Source organism: Chryseobacterium sp. FR054, assembly GCF_056844565.1.
On record NZ_JBXDSA010000001.1, the window covers coordinates 1,088,699 to 1,104,422 of the forward strand.

The 15,724-nt window shown below is 40.5% G+C and carries 13 protein-coding genes; 7 read left to right on the top strand and 6 right to left on the bottom strand.

Going from position 1 to position 15,724, the window contains the following annotated elements:
• Positions 1 to 127: 127 nt before the first annotated feature.
• Positions 128 to 2,557, bottom strand: coding sequence for an alpha-ketoacid dehydrogenase subunit alpha/beta (locus tag AC106S_RS05145; protein WP_482438009.1), 2,430 nt, complete (start codon positions 2,555 to 2,557; stop codon positions 128 to 130).
• Positions 2,558 to 2,694: 137 nt separating this feature from the next.
• On the opposite strand from AC106S_RS05145, the gene AC106S_RS05150 reads away from it, so the two are divergent.
• Positions 2,695 to 2,988: a hypothetical protein gene (locus AC106S_RS05150; protein WP_482438010.1), complete on the top strand. Its 294-nt coding sequence runs from the start codon at positions 2,695 to 2,697 to the stop codon at positions 2,986 to 2,988.
• 116 nt (positions 2,989 to 3,104) lie between these two features.
• On the opposite strand, the gene AC106S_RS05155 is transcribed toward AC106S_RS05150, so the two are convergent.
• The 5 genes from AC106S_RS05155 to queA form a co-directional block, all read right to left on the bottom strand.
• Positions 3,105 to 4,082, bottom strand: coding sequence for a polyprenyl synthetase family protein (locus AC106S_RS05155; RefSeq protein ID WP_482438011.1), 978 nt, complete (start codon positions 4,080 to 4,082; stop codon positions 3,105 to 3,107).
• A 73-nt stretch (positions 4,083 to 4,155) separates the two neighbouring features.
• A complete protein-coding gene (locus AC106S_RS05160; protein WP_482438012.1) occupies positions 4,156 to 5,034 on the bottom strand; it encodes a hypothetical protein in 879 nt (292 codons plus the stop codon).
• Positions 5,035 to 5,175: 141 nt separating this feature from the next.
• Entirely contained in the window at positions 5,176 to 6,111 is a 936-nt protein-coding gene (locus AC106S_RS05165) for a sterol desaturase family protein (RefSeq protein ID WP_482438013.1), read from the bottom strand.
• A gap of 73 nt (positions 6,112 to 6,184) precedes the next feature.
• Complete coding sequence (gene rlmN, locus AC106S_RS05170) at positions 6,185 to 7,219, bottom strand: dual-specificity RNA methyltransferase RlmN (protein ID WP_482438014.1); 1,035 nt, start codon at positions 7,217 to 7,219, stop codon at positions 6,185 to 6,187.
• Between the two features lie 101 nt (positions 7,220 to 7,320).
• Positions 7,321 to 8,370, bottom strand: a complete 1,050-nt coding sequence (queA, locus tag AC106S_RS05175) for a tRNA preQ1(34) S-adenosylmethionine ribosyltransferase-isomerase QueA (RefSeq protein ID WP_482438015.1) — start codon at positions 8,368 to 8,370, stop codon at positions 7,321 to 7,323.
• Between the two features lie 255 nt (positions 8,371 to 8,625).
• Between queA and AC106S_RS05180 the strand changes: the two genes are divergently transcribed.
• The 6 genes from AC106S_RS05180 (at position 8,626) to AC106S_RS05205 (ending at position 15,550) form a co-directional block, all read left to right on the top strand.
• Complete coding sequence (locus AC106S_RS05180; protein WP_482438016.1) at positions 8,626 to 9,318, top strand: AIM24 family protein; 693 nt, start codon at positions 8,626 to 8,628, stop codon at positions 9,316 to 9,318.
• A gap of 50 nt (positions 9,319 to 9,368) precedes the next feature.
• Positions 9,369 to 10,901, top strand: coding sequence for a M61 family metallopeptidase (locus AC106S_RS05185; protein ID WP_482438017.1), 1,533 nt, complete (start codon positions 9,369 to 9,371; stop codon positions 10,899 to 10,901).
• A gap of 120 nt (positions 10,902 to 11,021) precedes the next feature.
• Positions 11,022 to 12,095 carry a serine hydrolase domain-containing protein gene (locus tag AC106S_RS05190; protein WP_482438018.1) on the top strand — a complete coding sequence of 358 codons (1,074 nt, stop codon included), beginning with the start codon at positions 11,022 to 11,024 and terminating at the stop codon, positions 12,093 to 12,095.
• A 140-nt stretch (positions 12,096 to 12,235) separates the two neighbouring features.
• A complete protein-coding gene (locus AC106S_RS05195) occupies positions 12,236 to 13,633 on the top strand; it encodes a Gfo/Idh/MocA family protein (RefSeq protein WP_482438019.1) in 1,398 nt (465 codons plus the stop codon).
• The gene (locus tag AC106S_RS05200; RefSeq protein WP_482438020.1) at positions 13,623 to 14,531 is read left to right on the top strand and encodes a nucleotidyltransferase family protein; all 909 of its coding nucleotides are present in this window, start codon (positions 13,623 to 13,625) and stop codon (positions 14,529 to 14,531) included. The genes AC106S_RS05195 and AC106S_RS05200 overlap by 11 nt, the downstream gene beginning before the upstream one ends.
• Positions 14,522 to 15,550, top strand: coding sequence for a phosphotransferase enzyme family protein (locus AC106S_RS05205; RefSeq protein WP_482438021.1), 1,029 nt, complete (start codon positions 14,522 to 14,524; stop codon positions 15,548 to 15,550). Before AC106S_RS05200 ends, AC106S_RS05205 begins: the two co-directional genes overlap by 10 nt.
• Positions 15,551 to 15,724: the final 174 nt, after the last annotated feature.

Genomic DNA, 15,724 nt, shown 5'->3' on the forward strand with positions numbered 1-15,724 from the left:
CTGAAAATTATCGTTTTTCTTCTTATACTTTTTCTTCTTTCCCGGTTATAAAAATTTTCACTTCTGTTTTAACCATAAAAAAACCGCTCTCCAATGGAAAGCGGTTTAAATATATTTTTAATCCTGATTAAAATGAAGGATATTTCTGAGGATTGGTTTCGTGGAACATCGCGTAAATCTTTTCAACCATATCGTCTGAAGACGGTTTGCTGAAATAATCCCCGTCGCTTGCATAAGCAGGTCTGTGATCGTTGGCAGCGATCGTTAACGGATCAGAATCCAGGTATCTGAATGCTTTCTGTTTTTCAAGGATCTGCTGTAAAATGAATGCGGAAGTACCTCCTTCTACATCTTCGTCAATCACCACCAGTCTGTTGGTTTTCTTCACGCTGTCTGCAATTTCATGGGAAAGATCGAAAGGAATCAGAGACTGAACATCGATAACCTCAGCAGAGATTCCTAATTTTTCCAATTCTTCTGCGGCTTCCATTACAATTCTCCATGTTGAACCGTAAGTTACCAGTGTTACATCTTTTCCTTCTCTGGTTACTTCTATTTTACCAACAGGAACGGTGAATTCACCTAAGTTGTCCGGTTGTTTTTCTTTTAATCTGTATCCGTTCAGGCATTCAACAATAACTGCCGGATCATCGCTCTGAAGCATGGTGTTGTAGAATCCTGCTGCTTTGGTAAGGTTTCTCGGAACCAATACTAAAATACCTTTGGAAAGGTTCAGGATTCCGGCCATCGGCGAACCTGAATGCCATACTCCTTCCAGTCTGTGTCCTCTTGTTCTGATGATTACCGGAGATTTCTGCCCTCCTTTTGTCCGGTACTGAACCGTTGCCAGGTCATCACTCATTCCCTGAAGACAGTATAAAATATAATCCAGGTACTGAATTTCAGCGATCGGTCTCAAACCTCTCATCGCCATACCGATTCCCTGTCCAAGAATGGTGGCTTCACGGATTCCGGTATCGGCTACACGTACGTCACCGTATTTTTCCTGCATTCCTTCAAGCCCCTGGTTCACGTCGCCGATATTTCCGGCATCTTCACCAAACACTAAGGTTTCAGGATATTTTTCAAAAATTTTATCGAAATTATTTCTTACCACTACTCTTCCGTCTACTTCTTCAGATGCGTCTGAGTACACCGGTTTGATTTCTTTTACATTTTCAGCCTTCCATTGCGACTGGGAGTATAAATGGGAAGAATAGTTGTCTTTTTCCACTTCAAATACTTCCAGGTATTTCTGCATCAGCTGATTTCTTTCTGCCGAATGATTTCCTCTGGTTGCCATTAAAGTCTTTCTTGCCAGGTGGAATACATCTTTCTTCGCTTTGGAAACCAGTTTACTGAACTGCGCAAGATACCCTTCCACCTCAGCATTCTGTCCTTTAAGATTCTCTACCAACGGAAGAACAGCCTGAATAAGGTCTGTGATCGCTTTCTGGTAATTTTCCCATGCATTTTTCTGACCTGCTTTTACCGCTTTTTTAGATTCTTCATCAATAGCGTCCAGCTCTTCTGCGGTAGCGATGATCTCTTCTTTTCCGTCGATCTCAATAGAATAGTTAAGGATCCACTCTCTGAATTTTACCAGTCCGTCAAAATCGGCTTCCCAGGCAAGACGTTCCTCGTTTTTATATCTTTCGTGAGAACCGGAAGTAGAATGCCCCTGAGGCTGGGTAACTTCTATTACGTGTACTACTACCGGAACACTTTCTGTTCTTGCAAAATGTTCTGCTTTCGCATAAGCATCCAGTAATGCAGGATAATCCCATGCTTTCACCTGAATGATCTCGCATCCCTGATTTTCTCCGTCTTTTCTCTGGAAACCGCTCAGCATTTCAGAAATATCAGCTTTTGCTCTCTGATTTTTAGTCGGTACGGAAATTCCGTAACCGTCGTCCCAGATAGAAACGATCATAGGAACCTGAAGAGCACATGCGGCATTCAGTGTTTCCCAGAAATGACCTTCTGCGGTGGAAGCATCTCCAATGGTACCGAAAGCAATCTCATTCCCGTCTTTCGAGAATTTTTCAGATCCTTCAAATTTTACACTCTTATACACTTTAGAAGCCTGGGCCAGTCCTAATAATCTTGGCATCTGTCCCGCGGTAGGAGAAATATCGGAAGAGATATTTTTCTGTGCGGTAAGATCTTTCCAGCTTCCGTCTTCATTTAAACTTCTTGTTGCAAAGTGCCCGTTCATCTGTCTTCCTGCAGATGCCGGCTCTCTTTCTACGCTTGTATCGGCATACAGCTGAGCGAAGAAACTTTCCACCGTTAAAGCATCTGCTGCCAAAGCAAAGGTCTGGTCTCTGTAATACCCTGAACGGAAGTCCCCGTTTCTGAAAACTTTTGCCATTGCCAGCTGCGGAAGCTCCTTACCATCTCCAAAAATTCCGAATTTGGCTTTTCCCGTAAGCACTTCTCTTCTTCCGAGGTAAGACATTTCGCGGGAGATCCTTCCTAACCTGTAATCTTCAAGTATCTGATTTTTAAAATCCTGGAAGGAAATTTGCTGTGTTTCAATATAAGTTGTCTGCATAGCTAGATATAAAAGTTTTTATTCTTCAAGTATTCCGCTAATATACACTTTTTAAATTAATTTTAATTTTTAATAATCTTTTTTAAAAATTTGATAATAAAAAAAATTGTGTTTTATTTTGAAAAAAATTGTAACAGATGGAAAAAAAGTCTCCTCATATCCTGAATGCATCGAGTAATCTTTTAGGGTTTTCGCTGATTATTATTACGTCTCTTAAAATCACAAAGATCAGCAAAGACACACATTTAGACGAATTTGCCGGTCTTGCCTGTCTTCTTTTTGCATGCAGCTGTTTCTTTTCATTTCTGGCCATCAGGACCCGGCACGAAAAGCGGGAAATCAGATTTGAGACTATTGCGGATTATTTATTTTTAATAGCCTTATTTTGTATAGTTCTAGCCGTTATTATTCTGACGGTAAAGATTATTTAGGGTTTGTAACCGTTTTATTTAAAATAAAGATCCTTTTCATGTTAAGATGAATTAAGGAAATTAAACACAGGATTTTAAAGTGAAGCCTGGTTTAATATCTAAAGATCTTACGGCTCTTAAAATTTCCGTTCAATTACATAATCCAGCATGATATGCAAAGATCTTCTGGCTTCGGAATCTGGGAATTCATTCAGAATATCTTTGGCCTTCTGCTGGAAATCCTTCATCACCTTTACGGCGTAGTCAAGGCCGCCTGAACTTTTAACAAATTCAATCAGTTCCTTTACCCGTTTAGGGTTATTATTATAACGTTTTATGGTATTGAAATAGTATTTCCTGTCCTTTTCCGAAGCTGTTTTCAGAGTATGGATCAGGGGAAGCGTCATTTTCTGTTCTTTAATATCTATACCTACCGGTTTCCCGATAACATTGGAACTCAGATAATCAAAAAGGTCATCTTTGATCTGAAATGCCATTCCGGTATAGGTTCCGAAATCCTGCATCTTTTTGGCAAGTATTTCATCAGTGCTATTGGATAAAACCCCTATTTCACAGCAGGCCGCAATAAGAGTAGCTGTTTTCTGGCGGATAATTTCATAATAAACCTCTTCCGTAATATCGAGTTTTCTGGCCTTTTCAAGCTGAAGAAGCTCACCTTCGGACATTTCACGGATCGTTCTGGAAATTACACTGAGCAGATCATAATCTTTATGGTCGGTAGAAAGCAGTACGGACTTGGACAAAAGATAATCCCCTACCAAAACAGCAATTTTATTCTTCCACAGGGCATTGATTGAAAAGAAATTACGGCGCTTAAAACTTTCATCCACCACATCGTCATGTACCAGTGTGGCTGTGTGAATCAGCTCGATCATGGAGGCTCCGCGATAGGTTTTTTCATTCACCTCACCGGTCAGCCGCGCACATAAAAATACAAACATCGGGCGCATCTGCTTACCTTTTGTAGTAACGATAAAACGGGTTACTTTATCTAATAAAGGCACTTTGCTCTGCATGGATTCATAAAACTTCTGCTCGAAAAGTTTCATTTCCTCATTGATCGGTTGCTTGATTTCTTCTACAATGTTGGCCACAATCTGCGAATAATGGGTAAATACTAATTAATTCTCACAAAGATAATTTTTTTCAGGCAATTTTAAGATAAAATTAATCTCTGAGTTTTTCTTTCGGAATAAAATAAAGGGCGGGTTCAGCCTTTCCAAACCTGGATTTAAATTTCTCACCTGAAATGTATATTCCTTTTTCATCTACTGCTATACCCTCTATCTGTCCTACCGCTAAAGCACTTCCCAGGTAAAAATGTCTTGGTTTTTCTTTGAAAAATACCCCCGGTTCCGTTTCGGTAAAAATATTCATATAAACTTCTGTTTTTTTGGTATATCCAACCAGGTACAGCTTTTTATCAAAATAAGCGGCATCAGTTACCACGAAGTTGGTTCTGTAAGATTCTGTTTTACGTGCTTTCTGTTTTTCAGAGACTTCGGGATCAACAATATAGTGTGAAGTTGATTTTGAGGCCCATTCTTTAGTAAAAATATGCAGCTGTCCGTTCAGGTAGATCATAGCTTCCGCATCATAATCGTTGTCGGTATATTTGGGAATGAACTCGGTCTGATCCGGATAATAAAAAGAGATTTTAGCAATGGAATTATTCTCCGGCTCACCATTTCCGAAAGGCAGCCTGTAAATCTCCAGATCCCTCCTCGTTCCTGCATTATTTCCAAAATCTCCGATATAGAAGTTTTTTCCGTCATTCGTTAAAGCCTCCCAGTCTTTATTCTTTGCATTAATTTTAAGGATATTTTTGATGTTTCCGGTTGTTTCATCCAGCTCAAAAAGCTCAGGATCGTTGCCGCTGTCATTGAAGGTATATAGTTTTCCGTTAAAAATACTCAGTCCTGAAGTTTCTTTAATTTTATCATCCAGATATCCCACACGGTGCTTTCTTATTTTCAAAAACTCGGTCTGCTGGGCCCATGCGGACTGAAAACTTATCAGGGTAATAAACAGAAGGATTCTTTTCATAAGGCAAAAATAAAGGTTTATGAATAATTGAAAGAAGAGACATTATGATTTCTGATCTTTCATTTAATAAAAAACGGGCCTAAGCCCGCCCCATCGATTTTTATTGTAGATTTTTATTGATGTAAGATTAATGTACAGACATCAGGCAGACTGTTTTTTCTGTTCCTGTTTTTTAGCCTGTCTTGCTAAATATTCTTTCTGATACTGTCTCACTGTTTTTCCGGTTCCGTCATGTCTCCAACCCGGGGAATTAAAGATATAGTTGATTCTGTCTGTGAGTTTCAACCCTGGCTGTTTCAGGTCTTTCCAGATCTTTCTCCATTCATAGAAAAGAACGGTATCCGGCTTATTGTCCGGCATTTTCGGATAAATCCCGAATTTTACGGGCACATTGGGATCTTCCTTTTCAAAAGTTCCGAAGATTTTATCCCAGATGATCAGGCACATGCCCATATTTTTATCCAGATACTTGATATTGCAGGCATGGTGAACACGGTGATGGGAAGGTGTTACGAGAATATGTTCAAGGAATCCCATACTTTTTACCGTCTGGGTATGTACCCATGTTCCGTACACCTGTCCGATAGCATAAGCTACCATAATATGCCAGGGATTAAAACCTAAAAAGGCCAGCGGAGAAAAATACAGATACCTGTAAAGCGGCTGGAGAACAGGACTTCTGAATCCGGTTGTAAGGTTAAAGAATTCCGAGTTGTGATGGGTAATATGAACCGCCCAGAACGCCCTGGACCGGTGATCCACATAATGCAGCACATAATAGGCGAAATCCGTTACCACGAAGCAGATCAGCCAGTACCATACGGTAAAATCCCATGAGAAAAGTCTGTGACTGTAAAAGAAAAACATCACTCCCATAGCAAAGGCCTTCATGATCAGATCCAGGCCAAAATTCATCAGGGCGAGATAGACATTGGTGGCTACATCTTTTCCACTGTATAATTTAGCTTCAGACACATGACTGTAAATCATTTCAGCCAAAATAACAGCAGCATGCAGCGGAATTGCCCATGCATACACACTTTCAAGCCCGTCTTCGCTCATTAAGAAGTCCATCATCACGTATTAACTTTACACAAAGGTAGGACTTTAAGAAATTTTTAAGGAATTTTTCCGGTTTTTTAAGGAAATTTTAATCGGCTGTTTTATTGGCCAGCTGTCCGCAGGCTGCATCAATATCGCCGCCACGGCTTTTTCTGATCATAACGGTAATTCCGGCATTTTCAAGCTGGCGTACATAGTTTTCTTCTGCCTGCTTGTTGCACTGGTCGTATTTTCCGTCTCCGATCGGGTTGTACTGGATAAGGTTTACTTTGGAAGGAACCTGTCGGCAGTATTTTATAAGCGCTTTAATGTCTTCATCTCCGTCATTGATGCCTTTCCATACACAGTATTCAAAAGTAATCACAGAACCTGTTTTCTGATACCAGTACTGAAGGGCTTCCATAATATCTGTGAGCGGGAATTTATCTGAGAAAGGCATGATCTCATTACGCTTCGACTCGATTGCCGAGTGAAGGGATAAGGCCAGCTTCACGCGCAGTTCGTCATCTGCAAGCATTTTGATCATTTTAGGAATTCCGGATGTGGAAACGGTAATTCTTCTTGGAGACATCCCCAGACCTTCCGGCTGGGTAATTTTCCGGATCGCCTCTACCACGTTTTTGTAGTTCATCATCGGCTCTCCCATTCCCATGAACACAATATTGGACAGCGGCCGGTCGAAATACATTTTACTCTGGCTGTCGATCAGGGCTACCTGGTCTACAATCTCAGCAACTTCAAGATTTCTCATTCTTTTCAGTCTTGCCGTAGCGCAGAATTCGCAGTTCAGCGAGCAGCCTACCTGTGAAGAGACACAGGCTGTCGTTCTGGTTTCGGTAGGAATAAGAACAGATTCCACCATCAGTCCGTCATGGAGCTTTACCCCGTTTTTGATGGTACCGTCAGAGCTTCTCTGAAGCAGATCCACAGAAACCGGATTAATGGTATATTCTTCCGCAATCCTTTCACGCAGATTTTTTGAAAGATTCGTCATTTCATCAATCGAATGGAGGTTTTTACTCCATAGCCAGTCGTAGACCTGTTTCGCGCGAAACGGCTTTTCTCCTAAAGATACAAAGTAGTCTTTAAGCTGGTCCAGAGATAATGTACGGATATCTTTCAAAATAGGGTTGATTATAGATTTTAAATTATAAATTTTAGATTAAAATCCCTTCCGGAGGTTAGAACATAATCTAAAATTTATAATCTATAATTTAAAATTAATTACAAAATAAGCATTGCGTCACCGTAAGAATAGAATTTATACTTTTCTTTTACGGCTTCTTCGTAAGCATGCATTACAAAATCTCTTCCGGCAAATGCAGCGATCATCATGATCAGGGTAGACTTCGGTGTATGGAAGTTCGTGATCATTGAGTTGGCTACTCCGAAATCGTGAGGCGGATAAATGAATTTGTTGGTCCATCCGTTGAAGGCAGAGATCTTTTTGTTTGAAGAAACTGAAGTTTCCAAAGCTCTCATGGTCGTGGTACCTACCGCACAAACTCTTCTGTGAGCATCTACCGCTTTGTTGATGATAGCCGCGTTTTTCTCATCGATGATGATCTCTTCCGACTCCATTTTGTGCTTGGAAAGATCTTCCACCTCAATCGGGTTGAAAGTTCCCAATCCTACGTGAAGGGTAACTTCAGCAAAATTGATTCCTTTGATCTCCAGTCTTTTCATCAGGTGCTTAGAGAAGTGAAGACCTGCCGTAGGGGCAGCAACCGCTCCTTCCACTTTAGCATAGATAGTCTGGTATCTTTCTGCATCTTCCGGCTCCACTGCTCTTTTGATATATTTAGGAAGCGGAGTTTCTCCCAGTTCTTTCAGCTTGGTTCTGAATTCGTCATAAGAACCGTCGAATAAGAATCTAAGCGTTCTTCCTCTTGAAGTTGTATTGTCGATTACCTCAGCTACCAGAGATTCGTCTTCCGTAAAGAACAGTTTGTTTCCGATTCTGATCTTTCTTGCCGGGTCTACCAGAACGTCCCATACTCTGGTTTCTTTATCAAGCTCTCTTAAAAGGAAAACTTCAATTTTAGCGCCTGTTTTTTCTTTATTTCCGTAAAGACGCGCCGGGAAAACCTTAGTATTGTTGAAGATAAACAAATCTTCCTCATCAAAATAATCAACCACATCTTTGAAAAGCTTATGCTCAATGGTTTCCGTTTTTCTGTTAAGAACCATTAATCTGGCTTCGTCTCTGTGTTCTGATGGATGTTCTGCCAATAATTCCGCAGGAAGATCAAAATTAAAATCTGATGTTTTCATTTTTTAAATTACGGTTTAAAAATTATTGAAATTACAAGGTGTAATTTTCGGAGTGCAAATATACGACATTCAATACCCCTTTGTCAAGTATTATTTACAATCAAATATAAAACCGTGATTTTACGGGAGTTTTGTATTGAAAAAAACTTTATTTTAGCCCGGAATAAAAAAACAGTCATGAAAAAACATACGGGTAGAGCCCATCTTTACTCCATGACACAATAAAATAATATATCATTTAAACTTCAAAACATTATGAGCAAGTATTCAATTGAAGCATTCATCAATGAAACCAAAGAGAACCCGCAGCAGAGGGATTATTTTGAACTGGAAACCAAGCATCTTCTGGAAATCAACCTGAATAACCAGGCGGTATGGACGAAGAGAGGAAGTATGGTAAGCTACGTGGGCAACATTAACTTTGAAAGACAGGGAATGCTGTCCGGAGGAATCGGGAATCTTTTAAAGAAAGCGATCAGCGGAGAAGGAGCCAAGCTGATGAAAGCCGAAGGAACAGGAAAACTATATGTAGCTGATTCCGGAAAAAAAGTACGTATCCTTTATCTGAACAATGAATCGGTATGCGTCAACGGAAATGACGTTCTGGCACACGAGCAAAGCGTAAAAAGTGATATCACCATGCTGAAAAGCGTTGCCGGAATGATGGCAGGAGGTCTTTTCCAGGTGAAACTTTCAGGAACGGGGCATATCGCGATTACTACTCACGGTGATCCTTTAACTTTAGTGGTAACTCCCGACACCCCGGTGTTTACAGATCCTAATGCCACGGTAGCATGGTCCGGAAACCTAACCCCTGAAATGAAGACCAATGTTTCTTTTAAGAGCCTGATCGGAAGAGGAAGCGGTGAAGAATTCCAGATGAAGTTCTCAGGCCACGGATGGGTACTGATCCAACCTTATGAAGAAGTATATTTCGCTGAGAAATAACACCATTAAACTTTGGGCAATTTTTGTACATTCGTAAAAACAAAAGACAAATGAATAAACTGACCAGGTTACTTTTCATTCTCATTGTGTTTCCAATTGCAATTATTGCCCAAAAATCAAAGAATTACGAATACAATATAGACCTTCTTCATATGTCCGGCAATGAAGTAAAGGTTTCTTTTACTCCACCCCAAAACAGGCTGAAACAAGGTAAGTTTATTATTCCCAAGCTGGTTCCGGGATTTTATCAGGCTATGGATTTCGGACAGTATGTTTCCAACCTCACGGCCACAGATAAAAACGGTAAAAAAATAACTGTGGAACGTCTGGATAAAAACAGCTGGATGATCCATGATCTTCAACGGGTGAACAAAATATCGTATCAGGTAGCCGGAGGGTGGAATTCCTTAGAAGAGGATACCCAGGGAGCCAAATCTCCGGGAAGTATGTTTAAAAAAGACAGTGTCTTTGTGATCAACTACAATTCGCTCGTAGGATATTTTGAAGAAATAAAAGAGGCTCCCTATCAGATTAATATTACAAAGAAAAAAGGTTTTTATGCTTCTTCTGCCCTGGATTACAAGCAGAAAAATAAAAATACAGATATAGTCCGGGCAAAAGATTACCGTCAATTGGTAGACTCTCCGGTGATGTACTGTGTTCCTGATACAACATGGCTCAAAATAGGGCATACTGAAGTGCTTGTATCCTTCTACAACAAGAACGAACGGCATTATTCAAAAAATATCGCCCGCGATATAGAGCATATTCTGAAAAATCAACAGGATTATCTGGGTGGAACACTGCCGGTCAGCAAATATGCTTTTCTTATTTACTATGAGCCTTCCAACGAGAGCGGATTTATGGGAGACGGTCTGGAACATTCTCAATCTACCATATGCCTGTATCGTTCCGGGAACATGAAATTTCTTACCAATGCCTTAAATATCGTGGCATCACATGAATTCTTTCATATTGTCACTCCACTCAACATTCACTCAGGAGAAATCCAGCACTATGATTTCCTGAATCCCATTATGTCTAAACACCTCTGGCTGTATGAAGGGATGACAGAATACGCTACGATCCATATGCCTGTAAAACAAAAAATGATCAGTTTGAATGATTTTGAAAAAAGCATAGAAGACAAGATAGAGGGAATGAAAGAATTTGATAATAGTTTATCTTTTACTGAATTGAGTAAAAACTCAATGGAAAGACAGGATCAGTATCTGAATTTTTATCAGAAGGGAGCATTACTCGGGCTTTGTCTGGATATAAGATTAAGAGAACTTTCAGACGGTAAAACAGGAACTCAGAATCTGATGCAGGAGCTTATGAAAAAATATGGAGCGGGCAAATATTTCAGTGATGATGATCTGTTTGATGAAATTACCCAAATGACTTATCCTGAAATCCGTACATTTTTCAGTGACTATATAGAAGGTACCCGGCCTGTTCCCTTAAAAGAATGTCTGGCAAAAGTCGGTTTTAATTATGATGAAAGTACAGGAAAAGTAAAGCTTTCCCCTGCCCCTGATGCAAAACAGCTGGCTTTAAGAAAGTCCTGGATCGGCCAGTAGGGTTTACTCTAAAACGATGATGACCTGTTGACTATTTTCCAGCCACTCATTATAAAGGGAGTAAACAATTGATTACCTTCACCATAAACAATTCCCTTAGTGATTAAAGAATCTGTTCTTATGAAAAAAATAGTGTCCTGCTTCCTGCTGATGCCGATCCTGATCGTTTATTCACAAATATCAAAGGTTGAAAAAGTGATCGATTCCTGTGTAAAAAAGGATAATTTCAACGGTTCAGTTTTACTGGCTCAAAATGGAAAAATTGAGTTACTTACCTACAAAGGGCTATCCAACAGGCATTACCAGATTCCTTTTTCCGGTGAAACACGGTTCCATATTTTCTCACTCACCAAAACGTTTACAGCAGTTCTGATCATGCAGCTTTATGAGAAAGGGAAAATTGATCTTGATGCGCCAATTTCCACCTATTATCCGGAATATAAAGGTGAGGCAGCCCATAAAGCCACGATAAGAAATCTTCTGACATACAGCAGCGGAAGAGCCAACAAAGACATCAGCTCCCCGGAACTTATCCATCAGGCTTATGACAATACGATATGGGAACTTGATGATTTTATCAATACCTTCCTTTCTGAAAAACTGGTTGACAAACCGGGAACCAGGTTCAGCTATAACAACGGAGATTTTATTCTGCTCGGAAAGATCATTGAAAAAATTTACAGTAAGCCTTTTGAAAAGGTTTTACAGGAACAGATCCTCACTCCCCTGAATATGAAGAGTACGGGTTTTCTTCATCACAATGATATTATCAGAAATATAGATGAAGGCTATTCGGCAGATGAATCGGACCCGTTTTCTTTACACATGCCGACAAATACTTATATCGATAATTTTTATTCCGCCGGAGCCATGTATTCTACTCCTAAAGATTTATTGATTTTTGACCAGGCTGTCTTTAACCATACCCTGTTGAGCAAAAAAACACTGGAAATAATGCTCACTGCCGATAAAAAGCTTGAAGATACCGCCCTCGGCTTTTGGGTATATCCTAAAAAATTCGGCACCGTCAATACTTTATTCGCGGAACGCCAGGGTGAAGGGTACGGGCACAGTGCCAATTGGGTACATCTGATTGATAAAGGTGCAACCCTGATTATCCTGTCTAACACCAAAGACATCAAATATCTGAATAAGATGAGAGAAAAAGTAATTGCAGCCTATTATGGGCAGTAGCAATACGCTTCGTTCATCAACCAGTATCCGGCAGCTGCCGCCCGGTACCGTTTTCCTGCTATTATTCTCCAGTCCTTGAACCAGTATCCCCCACTCCATCGCTGTTTGCAAAAGTTTTAATATATTTATAAAAAAAATAGATGGACAACGGCACTTCCCGCAGGAACTTTATAAAAACAGCTGCTTTGGCAAGCTTTGGCGCTTTGGTTTTACCCAATTCTTTATTTGCTTACTCCAGTGATTTCAGGACAGACAAAAAAGTCCGTGTCGGCTTTATCGGAGTAGGTCTTCGTGGACAGGAGCATGTAAAATTACTGGCTAAACGGAATGATGTAGAAATCGTAGCATTTGCAGATCCGGATAAAAGAATGCTTTCCGCTTCTCAGAAGATATTAAAAGATAACAATAAAGCAGCAGCCCAGGAGTTTTCCAACGGTGAGTATGATTACCGGAACCTTTTAAAACTGAAAACCATAGATGCTGTTGTAATCGCCACTCCGTGGGAATGGCATCTTCCCCAGGGAGTGGAAGCCATGCGTGCTAAAAAAATTGTGGGCATGGAAGTTTCCGGAGCCATAAAGCTCCAGGACTGCTGGGAATTCGTAAAAGTTTATGAAGAAACGAAGGTTCCTATTTTCATGATGGAAAATGTATGTTACCGCAGAGATATCATGGCGATCCTGAATATGGTCCGTAAAGGGATGTTCGGAGAGCTGGTTCACGGAAGAGGCGGTTATCAGCATGATCTGAGAGGTGTTCTTTTCAATGACGGGGTTACGCCTTACAATTCCGGAGCAGAATTCGGAGAAAAAGGCTTCAGTGAAGCGAAATGGAGAACGGAACATTATGTAAAGCGTAACGGAGAACTGTATCCTACCCACGGATTAGGTCCTGTTGCCATGATGATGGATATCAACCGTGGAAACCGTTTAACAAGACTGTCTTCATTCTCATCAAAATCCGTAGGATTACATAAATACATCACAGAGCATGCTAAAGGAGGAGAAAACCATCCGAATGCAAAAGTAAAATTCAATCAGGGCGATATTGTGACGACCCAGATAGCCTGTGCGAATGGAGAAACAATCCTGTTAACACACGATACCAGCTTACAGAGACCGTACGATCTTGGATTCCGGGTGCAGGGAACCGAAGGATTATGGCAGGATTTCGGCTGGGGAGACTTCAACCAGGGACATATTTATTTTGAAAAAACAATGAACCACAGTCACCGCTGGGACAATACGGAAAAATGGATGAAGGAATACGACCACCCGATGTGGAAAAAGTTCGAAAATACGGCTGCAGGAGCTGGTCACGGAGGAATGGATTTCTTTGTGATGAATACTTTTATTGAATGTATCAAACGGAATATAGAATTCCCGATGGATGTTTATGATCTTGCCTTATGGTATTCCATTACTCCGCTGAGTGAAGAATCCATTGCCAAAGGAGGACAGGTAGTAGATATTCCCGATTTCACCAACGGAAAGTGGAAAAACCGTAAACCTGTATTCGGAATGACTGATGAGTTCTAAAAAAGCATTACTTATCCTGGCAGGCGGATTAGGCAGCCGTTACAAAGGGCTTAAGCAGGTTGACGGGATCCTTGATAACGGATCCCCCATTCTGGAATACTCTGTTTATGATGCTCTGGAAGCCGGATTTCATAAAATTGTTATCATTGTAAACAGGCTGATCCCTCAAAGTTATATCGACCGGCTTAATTCTATATCTGAAACCAAAGGATTTGAGCTGCATTGGGTGTATCAGGAAATCAACAGTATTGCATTACAGGGTTTTGATTATCCTGAACGTGAAAAGCCGTGGGGAACCGCTCATGCCGTTCTCTGTGCCAAATATGTGATACAGGAACCTTTTGTGATGATCAATGCAGATGATTTTTATGGAAAAGAAGCTTATCAGCTGGCAGCAGACGAAATTAACCGTCATCATATCTCTGATCTGCAGTCTGGAATGATTGCCTATCCCGTCAGCACCACACTGAGCGGTCATGGCGCGGTAGCGAGAGGAATATGTACCCTTGACTCTGAACATTACCTGATCCGGATAGAAGAACAGACTTCCATTCAAAAGCTTAATGACTCCATCATTTACATGGAGAATGGAAAAAATACAGAAATATCTCCTGATACACTGGTATCCATGAATTTTTTTATTTTCCATCCGCATATTTTCTGCTTTCTGGAAGCTTATTTCTATGATTTTATAGAATCCGAACCGGGTCCCGGCCAGGAATTCTATATTCCGTCTGCGGTGCAGAGGATGATGGATGAAAAGGAAGTAAAGGTTCTTGTAAAAACGTCTCCTTCACAATGGATGGGCGTTACCTATGCCGATGATAAGGAGAATATCAGGAATTTTCTGAAATCAGAAATTCAAAACAACAGATACCCGGAAGATTTATGGAAATAAATGATATTGTCATTCAATTTATAGGGACTAACGCTTATACCCTTTCTCCTGTCAATGACGGGCTGATCAATACCACCTATCTTCTGGAAGACCTGGACCGGCAGAAAAAATTTATTCTGCAAAAGATCAATCATCATGTTTTCAGACAGCCGGAGGTCATCATCAGTAATCATCTCGCGGTTAACAGGCTTCTTGAAAACGGAAATTATCCATTGCCGTTTATCATTCCGGTTCCTTCTTTAAACGGAGATTTTATTGTAAAAGATCATGAGGGCAGTTCATGGAGAATGACGGTTTTTATAGAAGATACCACAACTTTTTTCAGAATTCCGGATGTGAAAACGGCTTATGCATCGGCAAAAGCGATAGGCTGCTTTCTGAATACCATCAATACCGGAACTCTTCCGGATATACAGACTCCCCTTCCTGATTTTGTTAATTTTGAAAAAAGGATTTCAGATTATCAGGCTGCATTACATAAAGCAGAAAATACTTTGATAAGGACTGCTTCTGCTGAAATTGAAGCCACTCATCAGCTTCTTTCGCTTCCACAGCTGTGGATAGATATGGAAAACAGCTGTTCTCTTCCCAGAAGGATTATTCACGGAGATCCGAATGTCAGAAATATTCTCTTCAAAGATTCCCAGCCTTTGGCGATTATCGACCTGGACACGGTAATGATCTCTACTTTGCTTTATGATTTCGGAGATATCGCCCGATCCTATACCAATACCACCGTTGAAGATGACGGAACGGCCACGGGCAATTTCAATGCGGAAATATACGAAGCGGTAAAAGAAGGCTTTTTATCTGATTTAAAGGAAAAGCTGGCTCCCAAAGAAGCTGACAATTTAGATTACGCAGCGCAGGTCGTCATTTACATCCAGGCTGTACGCTTCCTGACCGATTATCTGAATGGCAGCACCTATTATTCCATACAATATCCTGAACACAATCTGGACAGGACGAGAAACCAGCTGGAACTGCTGAAAGGACTGAGGAAATATTTAGACAAGTGATTTCTGTCTGTCTTTGAATGATGAGCAAAGGCGTTTAATTCCCTAAATACTTAATTTACAAGACCCTTGCATATAAAGGGCACTTCAGATTTTAAAAATCTAGGATTTTTATTACCTACTCAATAAAGAATCTGCATCATCTGCGGGCATAAAAAATCTCGCAGATAAGCAGAT